This window comes from Acinetobacter sp. UBA3025 (genome assembly GCF_002367915.1).
Lineage (GTDB): Bacteria > Pseudomonadota > Gammaproteobacteria > Pseudomonadales > Moraxellaceae > Acinetobacter.
Genome location: NZ_DFDO01000109.1, coordinates 1 through 8228, shown reverse-complemented (window position 1 = coordinate 8228; position 8228 = coordinate 1). Strand labels below are relative to the sequence as shown.

The following is an 8228-nucleotide window of genomic DNA, read 5'->3' as shown; positions in this document are numbered from 1 at the left end:
TCTAGCCGAGCGCATTTCTAATATTAAAGCTTCTAGCTCAGCATTGATTTTAGAAATGCGCTCGGCTAGAAATCTTGGTGCTCGACGTTTGCAAACAGAATTAATGAGGCTGCACGGAGTCTCGTTGTCCTTAGCGACTATCCATAAAGTACTATCCACCCATCAAGTCAAACCGATTAAAAAATTCCGTCGTAAAGTAGATTTCATTCGTTATGAACGCCCATTACCAGGCGATAGAATTCAAATGGATGCCTGTAAACTGGGTCCTGGACTATATCCGATGACTGCACACGATATCGCGTTTTAAGGATATATAAACGCCGAACAGCAGCGAATACTCTCGACTTTTTAGACTGCGTAATTGAAGAAATGCCTTTTCCCATACAGCGAATACAGACCGATCGTGGACGAGAATTCTTTGCTGAAAAAGTACAGAAAAAAATGATGCAGCATGGAATGAAATTTAGGCCAAATAAACCAGGTTCACCTCATCTGAATGGCAAGGTAGAGCGCTCACAAAAGACTGATAAATCTGAGTTCTACGCTACTGTAGATATCGATTCAGAGGATATCCAGAACAAACTGGCAGAATGGCAGCATTACTATAACTGGATGAGACCACATTCAGCTTTGAAAGGTAAAACACCGATGGAAAGGTACTTTGAATTATGTGAAGAAACTCCTTTCGCAGATGAAGTCCAGAAGCAATACAGCCCCTCAAATGAACGGATTCAACATGCCAATTACAAGATGGATTTAGAGATCGCTAAATTGAAACGATCTCTATGAATCACACAAATTAATATGTTCAAAATGAATCGTACATCCCATCAATAAGTGCATCAGTTCAATTTGTGAAGTGCAGTCAGTTTTTTCATAAATATTTTTAAAATAAGTGCGTACTGAACTTAAAGTGATCCCACATTTTGTCGCAATTTCTTCTAATTTATAGCCATTGATTAAAAGCTCACACAAATCAAATTCACGTTTCGACAGTTGATATGCTTGCTGTAAATAAGCTCTGGATAATGAATAATGCCGATTTTTGTCTGTCATAAATACGGCAATCTGATGCTGAGCTTCAGAAAATTGCTGCATCTTTTTTAATCTTTTAAAAGGCACAACAGTGAGCATCAATTGCTGTCCTTTAGAATCCTGCAAAGCCAGGACTCCGCCTATTTCACTCGACATACTGGTATCTTCCAGCAAAGCACTGGACAGCAATCTGTCCAGACGTTCCTGATCACCTACCAGTGTTTTTAGGCGGTTATGCATATCCATTTCCAGACATGTTGAAGCTTCAATCATGCTTTGTGCCAGTGGATTTGAATAAGACAGCTTGAGATCCTGATCCAACAAAATAATACCGATTTTTAAACAGTCCAATATGGTATATAAGCTGATATTGTCTTGTTGTACTAAACTGATTTGCCGATGAATCTGTAAAGAGCGACGTAAATGTATACCGATCCGTTTGAGAAAATTCAGTTCAGCTACTTCAAAACCTTGAGTGTACGGAGCACGATGTAGTCCTATGACTGCCCAGCGATAATTTCCTCTGTCCAGCAATACTCTTGCCATATACCCTATCCCTGTAGGCTTAAGGCATTTTTCATAAAAGATATACTGCTCTGTTCCAGGTTGATCTGCATAATGACGGCAGTCCTGATTAAGTGCCTCCCCCATATCAATTTTATTCCATAAAGGCATATGCAGCTTCATGTCAATGACCCGAATCCGTTCATCCTGATAAGCAGCCAGACTTTCTTCCGGGATATTGTAAGTATAAACAAAGTCATAGGCGGGATTGAATTGATCAAGACCGGTAAAAATTGCACTATGACTCTGGGTATATTGCACAATATCCTGAATGACCTCTAGCCATAAAGCAGGCAATAAAGCAGCATCATATATTTTCGCGATGATATTATTTTCCCGTTCTGCTTTCATAACCGCTCTTTTTAATAATTATTTATATCAAATCATAACCTTAAGATTTATAAAGTTAAACTAAAGAAAACCTATCGCTTATTTTGTATTTTAATTATCTTAGTTTCTCATCTACATATATTTAATCCGTTTCACTTAACGAATCAATTTTTAACAAGATCTCTCTGTATATTGATAGCTCATACTTTTAATGTAAATCCTAATACAGAAGAACAAGAGGATAATCTTCAATGAAAAAAATATTATGGCCTGCTTTATTGGTAGTAACAGTTACTAGTTTAAGTGCATGTTCTAAACAGAATGACCGCGATATGGCCAGTGCAGATACTCAATCTAATACCACAAATGCTCCTGTTACTACAGAGACTACAAATAGTCAAAGCAATATGAGTACTGAGATGAGCAGTAATGCCACTGCCAACTCAAACTGGGCAGGTGAATATGAAGGTGTTTTCCCGTGTGCTGACTGCGAAGGTATTAAAGTTGAACTAGATCTTAATCCTGACAAAACTTATGAATTGAGTGAGGAATATTTAGGTAAAACTGGAAATAATGAAACTGAAACCAAAGGTAGCTTCACTTTCGATCCTCAACAACCTTCTATTATCGTCCTAGATGGAAAAGCTGAAAACCGGAAGTTTTATGTAGGTGATAATTTCGTTGAAGCTCGTGATATAGAAACAGGTAAGGAAATACAGAGTAATCTGAATTATAAATTAGTTAAAAAATCACCTTAATTATTTTCTAACTTAATAAAAAATCCCCGCAAATGCGGGGATTTTTTACATCATATGATCGAACGATGAATTACATCATACCGCCCATACCACCCATGCCGCCCATATCAGGCATAGCTGGTTTTTCTTCTGGAATTTCAGTGATCATACATTCAGTTGTTAACATCAAGCCAGCAACAGAAGCTGCATGCTCAAGTGCAGAACGAGTTACTTTAGCAGGGTCAAGAATACCCATTTCCAGCATGTCACCGTATTCGCCTGTCGCAGCGTTATAGCCATAGTTACCTTCACCGTTCTTCACAGCATTGATCACTACAGATGGCTCATCACCAGCATTGGCTACGATTTGACGAAGAGGAGCTTCGATTGCACGACGAAGAATGTTGATACCTACGTTTTGGTCATCGTTAGCACCAGTCAAACCATCAAGTGCAGATGCAGCACGTACCAGTGCAACACCACCACCTGCAACAACACCTTCTTCAACTGCAGCACGAGTTGCATGAAGTGCGTCGTCTACACGGTCTTTCTTTTCTTTCATTTCAACTTCAGTTGCAGCACCGATTTTGATGACTGCTACACCGCCTGCTAATTTAGCAACGCGTTCTTGAAGTTTTTCTTTGTCATATTCAGAAGTAGATTCTTCGATTTGTGCACGGATTTGCTGAACACGCTCAGAAATCTGATTTGCATCACCAGCACCATCAACAATCACTGTATTTTCTTTAGATACAGTTACTTTATGTGCAGTACCTAAGTGTTCAAGTGAAGTTTGATCTAACTGCATACCGATTTCTTCAGAAATTACAGTACCACCAGTCAGGATCGCGATATCTTGAAGCATTGCTTTACGACGGTCACCGAAGCCAGGTGCTTTAACCGCACATACTTTGATAATACCGCGCATGTTGTTCACTACAAGTGTAGCCAACGCTTCGCCTTCAACATCTTCAGCGATGATAAGAAGAGGCTTACCAGTTTTCGCAACAGCTTCCAAAACAGTGATCAATTCACGGATATTGCTAATTTTCTTGTCAACCAACAGGATGTATGGGTTTTCAAGTTCAGCAGTCAACGTGTCTTGTTTGTTTGCGAAGTACGGAGAGATATAACCGCGGTCAAACTGCATACCTTCTACCACATCAAGCGAATCTTCGAAGCCTGAACCTTCTTCAACAGTGATTACGCCTTCTTTGCCCACTTTTTCCATCGCTTGTGCAATCAGAGAACCTACAGTGGTGTCAGAGTTTGCAGAGATCGAACCGACTTGCTCAATCGCTTTAGAATCAGATGCTGGTTTTGCAGTTTGTTTAATATTTTCAACAACAGTTTTAACTGCAAGGTCGATACCACGTTTCAGATCCATTGGGTTCATACCCGCAGTTACTGACTTGATCCCTTCGTTCAGGATTGCTTGAGCCAATACAGTTGCAGTTGTTGTACCGTCACCTGCGATATCATTGGTTTTTGAAGAAACTTCACGAACCAGTTGCGCACCCATGTTTTCGAATTTGTCTTTTAGGGTGATTTCTTTCGCAACAGATACACCATCTTTAGTGATGTGCGGTGCACCGAAAGAACGGTCGATTACAACGTTACGGCCTTTAGGACCTAAAGTCACTTTCACCGCATCTGCAAGGATGTTCACACCAGCGATCATTTTTGAACGAGCTGAATCACCAAATTTTACGTCTTTAGCTGACATATTTGACTCCGAATATTGTTGTATCTTTACAAAATCTGAATTGGAATGAGTAAAACGATCTGGCGCAGATTAAGCTTCTAATACTGCCAGAATGTCAGACTCTTTCATGATTAAAAGTTCTTCGCCGTTTACTTTTACAGTTGTACCTGCATAAGTACCGAACAATACTTTGTCGCCAACTTTTACGTCTAACGCGCGTACGCCATTGTCAGTGATTTGACCATTACCAACTGCAATGATTTCACCTTGTGCAGGTTTTTCAGCAGCAGAACCTGGAAGTAAGATGCCCCCAGCTGTTTTTGTTTCTTCTTCAACACGACGAATAACAACGCGGTCATGTAATGGACGAATGTTGCTCATAAATAACTCCATCAGACTAAGTCTTTTTTAGATCACCGATGACGACTTATTTATTCCATTGGTCATCATCAAAATTTTTTGATGTCCTTTTTATGGAGATGGAATAAAACGCTTCAAGGGCAAAAATGAAAAAAAATTGGTTTTTTTTTAATTTTTTGATGGATTGCGTATTTTTTGTCTATTTATTTATGGGATCAGGCTGTGGAACAAAGGTTTTTAACTGTTCATCAAAACAATATTGCGTAATTTTTCCTGTTGCATCAATTGCATTAAAGCTATTCGGCTGATTCTTATGGAGCCGATGCGACGCAGAAGTCCCGGCATGTACATCATAAACCGGATGATCTCCTCCCAATTCGAATATACGGTTCAAATCATAGACTGCGATACGATGCAAATGCCCATGCAATACAGCAAACAGACCATGTTGCGACCAGGACTCCAATGCAATTTTGGCCATCAGGGGAATATCCTTAAACCCCCGCCTATTCTGAAATGGCACATAAAAAGGTTGATGACTGACAATAATCTTAATTTTGGAAGCAGGTGCCTGCTGTAGTTTCAGGTCAATCCTTTGAATCTGCTCAAGGGATAAATGGCCTTTGGTATGATATCGACGTCTAATCGAATTTACCCCGATCAGATAAAAATGTTCGGTTTCTAAAACAGGCTCAAGTTCACCAAAAAATAATTGATAACGGGTAAATGGAGTAAATAGTCGATTCCATAAATGATAAAGCGGAATGTCATGATTCCCCGGGATCACAAGATAAGGCGTATTCAACTGATCCAGAAACCGTTTACAGGCAAAAAACTGCCCCAAACGTGCTCGCTGGGTGAGATCGCCGCTGACTACCACCGCTTCCAATGGATGATCCTGACAGAATTGCTGAATAGCCTCTAAACATTCAGGTCTTTCTGTACCAAAATGCAGATCAGAGAGATGCAGAATCATGCGGCACCATTACACTTAAACTATTTTTTAAAACTGAAATATTTAAAGGTGGTGTCATTTCTACCGTTTCTCCATCTATAGCCACCATTAATTTCTTACGTTTAGACTCAATTCGCACCTGATCTGCAGCAAAACTATAAACATCTGAGGCTTGATCAATCTTGCCCCGAATTAACTGATATACCAGCTTGAATAACGTCAGCTTGTCACTTTTGGAGACCACAACTCCAGCCACCTTCCCTTGCTCAGCAGCTTGGGCAATCCGCATTTTCATGTCTGCTAGTTGAAGTGGATTATTACCAAAGAAAATCAGTGGAGTTTTGACCGGATATTTCTTCTGATCTACCCAGATTTCCAGTTTTAATTCTTTACGGTCACGAATCAACACATCGAGTGCTGAGGTATAGGCATGTAAAGGGAAACGGCCAAAAATACGATTATAGTCTTCACGTTTTTTAATAAATAAGGGATATAAGCCCAGACTAGCATTGTTCAGGTAGATTTCCTGATTAATACGTGCTACATGGATACATTTGGTTTGGCCCGTTGCAATGACTTGTGCGGCTTCAACCAAATCTAAGGGAATATCCAGCAATCTTGCCGCATAGTTAAAAGTCCCTAAAGGCAATATTCCGACTGGAATATCAGTTTCAAGCAGGTGTTTGGCGACTGAATTGAGCGTTCCATCTCCTCCTGCTGCCACGACCACACCGTGATCTGGCGATTGTTGATGCCGTTGCAGCACTTCAGCAATCACTGTTTTGAACTGTTCTGGATCATTGATTTCAAAAGCTTTAGTCTCAAAATCATGCACTGCGAAAATATCTAGTAATTGCTCATATTTTTCTTGCTGGTCGAATAGACGGAAACCAGAATTATGATTATAAATAATGGATAAGGGTTTAGATTGATTAGACATTTTTTACACAGATTGATGCACACCTATTGGCATTTTGTCCAATTCATAAACAATTAATAGTTGCTTTATGTAAAATTCGAATGGCGACCATTTATTTAATCAATAACAAATATAACTGAACAATTTTATTTAAAGGTTTGATTTAAATAAAAATAATTAAAATAAATACCACACATAAAGCTAATAAATACATATTTAAGATTTTGAATTTATTTATATCTTATTGTTTTATATAAATTTAAACAGAAAATAGCATAATATTCCAAATAAAATCCAGCACTTCTTTAGTCTTATTTTTTTGATGATTTTATGCTTTAATACAGCCACTTTTTTTCATATTTCATCTGGCCAGTATTTTATTGACCAGATTGTACTTTGTACAAAATTTTGTACACATTTGAGATAGGCCTCACCATGACCCAAGTGAACGCACCAGAATTCGTTCGTCACCCTAAGCTTATTGCATGGGTGGAAGAAATTGCTAAATTAACAAAACCAGCAAAAATTGAATGGTGTGACGGTAGCGCAGAAGAATATCAACGTTATATCGACTTGATGATCGCTAACGGCACAATGCAAGCGCTTAACCAAGAGAAACATCCTGGTTCTTATCTTGCAAATTCTGATCCTTCTGACGTTGCTCGTGTTGAAGACCGTACTTTTATCTGTTCTGCAAATAAAGAAGATGCTGGCGCGACCAATAACTGGGAAGATCCAGCAGTTATGCGCGAAAAATTGAATGGTCTGTTTGATGGTTCAATGAAAGGTCGTACCCTGTATGTGGTTCCATTCTCTATGGGTCCATTGGGTTCACACATTGCGCACATCGGTATCGAATTAACTGACTCTCCTTATGTAGCAGTCAGCATGTCTAAAATGGCTCGTATGGGTAAAGCTGTTTATGACGTTCTAGGTACAGATGGTGAATTTGTTCCTTGCGTACACACTGTGGGTGCACCACTTGAAGAAGGTCAAAAAGATGTTGCTTGGCCTTGCAACAAAGAAAAATACATCGTGCACTACCCAGAAACTCGTGAAATCTGGTCATTTGGTTCTGGTTACGGCGGTAACGCATTGTTAGGTAAAAAATGCCTGGCTTTACGTATTGCATCTTATATGGGTCGTCAACAAGGCTGGTTAGCTGAACACATGTTAATCCTTGGCGTGACTAGCCCTAAAGGCGAAAAACACTACATCGCAGCTGCATTCCCATCTGCTTGTGGTAAAACAAACTTCGCGATGCTGATTCCACCAGCAGGTTATGAAGGTTGGAAAATTGAAACTGTAGGTGACGATATTGCCTGGATCAAACCAGGTGAAGATGGCCGCTTATATGCAATTAACCCTGAAGCTGGTTTCTTCGGTGTAGCGCCTGGTACAAATACCAAAACGAATCCGAACTGTATGGCAACGCTTCATAAAGACGTGATCTATACAAACGTTGCTGTAACTGACAACGGTGAAGTTTGGTGGGAAGGTCTGACTAAAGAAGCACCTGCGAATCTGACTAACTGGAAAGGCCAACCACATACTGGCGAAGAAAAAGCGGCTCATCCGAATGCTCGTTTCACAGTTTCTGCTGGTCAATGCATCGGAAGAGCG

The 8228-nt window shown here is 39.7% G+C and carries 7 protein-coding genes and 1 pseudogene; 3 read left to right on the top strand and 5 right to left on the bottom strand.

The genetic code is table 11. From position 1 onward, the window contains the following. Positions 1 to 789 (top strand): annotated as a pseudogene (locus B4J23_RS04630) (integrase core domain-containing protein); the annotation flags it as partial. Here B4J23_RS04630 and B4J23_RS04625 read toward each other — a convergent pair. Then, positions 784 to 1950: a helix-turn-helix transcriptional regulator gene (locus tag B4J23_RS04625; protein ID WP_125278721.1), complete on the bottom strand. Its 1167-nt coding sequence runs from the start codon at positions 1948 to 1950 to the stop codon at positions 784 to 786. The pseudogene B4J23_RS04630 and the gene B4J23_RS04625 sit on opposite strands and share 6 nt — an antisense overlap. 230 nt (positions 1951 to 2180) lie before the next feature. Between B4J23_RS04625 and B4J23_RS04620 the strand changes: the two genes are divergently transcribed. After that, entirely contained in the window at positions 2181 to 2687 is a 507-nt protein-coding gene (locus B4J23_RS04620; protein ID WP_125278722.1) for a copper resistance protein NlpE, read from the top strand. Between the two features lie 70 nt (positions 2688 to 2757). On the opposite strand, the gene groL is transcribed toward B4J23_RS04620, so the two are convergent. The 4 genes from groL to B4J23_RS04600 all read right to left on the bottom strand — a co-directional run bounded on the left by groL (position 2758) and on the right by B4J23_RS04600 (position 6626). Continuing rightward, entirely contained in the window at positions 2758 to 4392 is a 1635-nt protein-coding gene (gene groL, locus B4J23_RS04615) for a chaperonin GroEL (RefSeq protein WP_005234685.1), read from the bottom strand. A gap of 69 nt (positions 4393 to 4461) precedes the next feature. Further along, on the bottom strand, positions 4462 to 4752 hold the full coding sequence (locus B4J23_RS04610) for a co-chaperone GroES (protein ID WP_004646315.1): 291 nt from the start codon (positions 4750 to 4752) through the stop codon (positions 4462 to 4464). Positions 4753 to 4930: 178 nt separating this feature from the next. Continuing rightward, a complete protein-coding gene (locus tag B4J23_RS04605; protein WP_125278723.1) occupies positions 4931 to 5707 on the bottom strand; it encodes a metallophosphoesterase family protein in 777 nt (258 codons plus the stop codon). After that, positions 5688 to 6626 (bottom strand): diacylglycerol/lipid kinase family protein, encoded by a 939-nt coding sequence (locus tag B4J23_RS04600; RefSeq protein WP_125278724.1) that lies wholly within the window; start codon positions 6624 to 6626, stop codon positions 5688 to 5690. The genes B4J23_RS04605 and B4J23_RS04600 overlap by 20 nt, the downstream gene beginning before the upstream one ends. Positions 6627 to 7040: 414 nt before the next feature. Here B4J23_RS04600 and B4J23_RS04595 point away from each other — a divergent pair. Further along, on the top strand, positions 7041 to 8228 hold a 1188-nt coding region (locus B4J23_RS04595; protein ID WP_291358924.1), incomplete at its 3' end, for a phosphoenolpyruvate carboxykinase (GTP).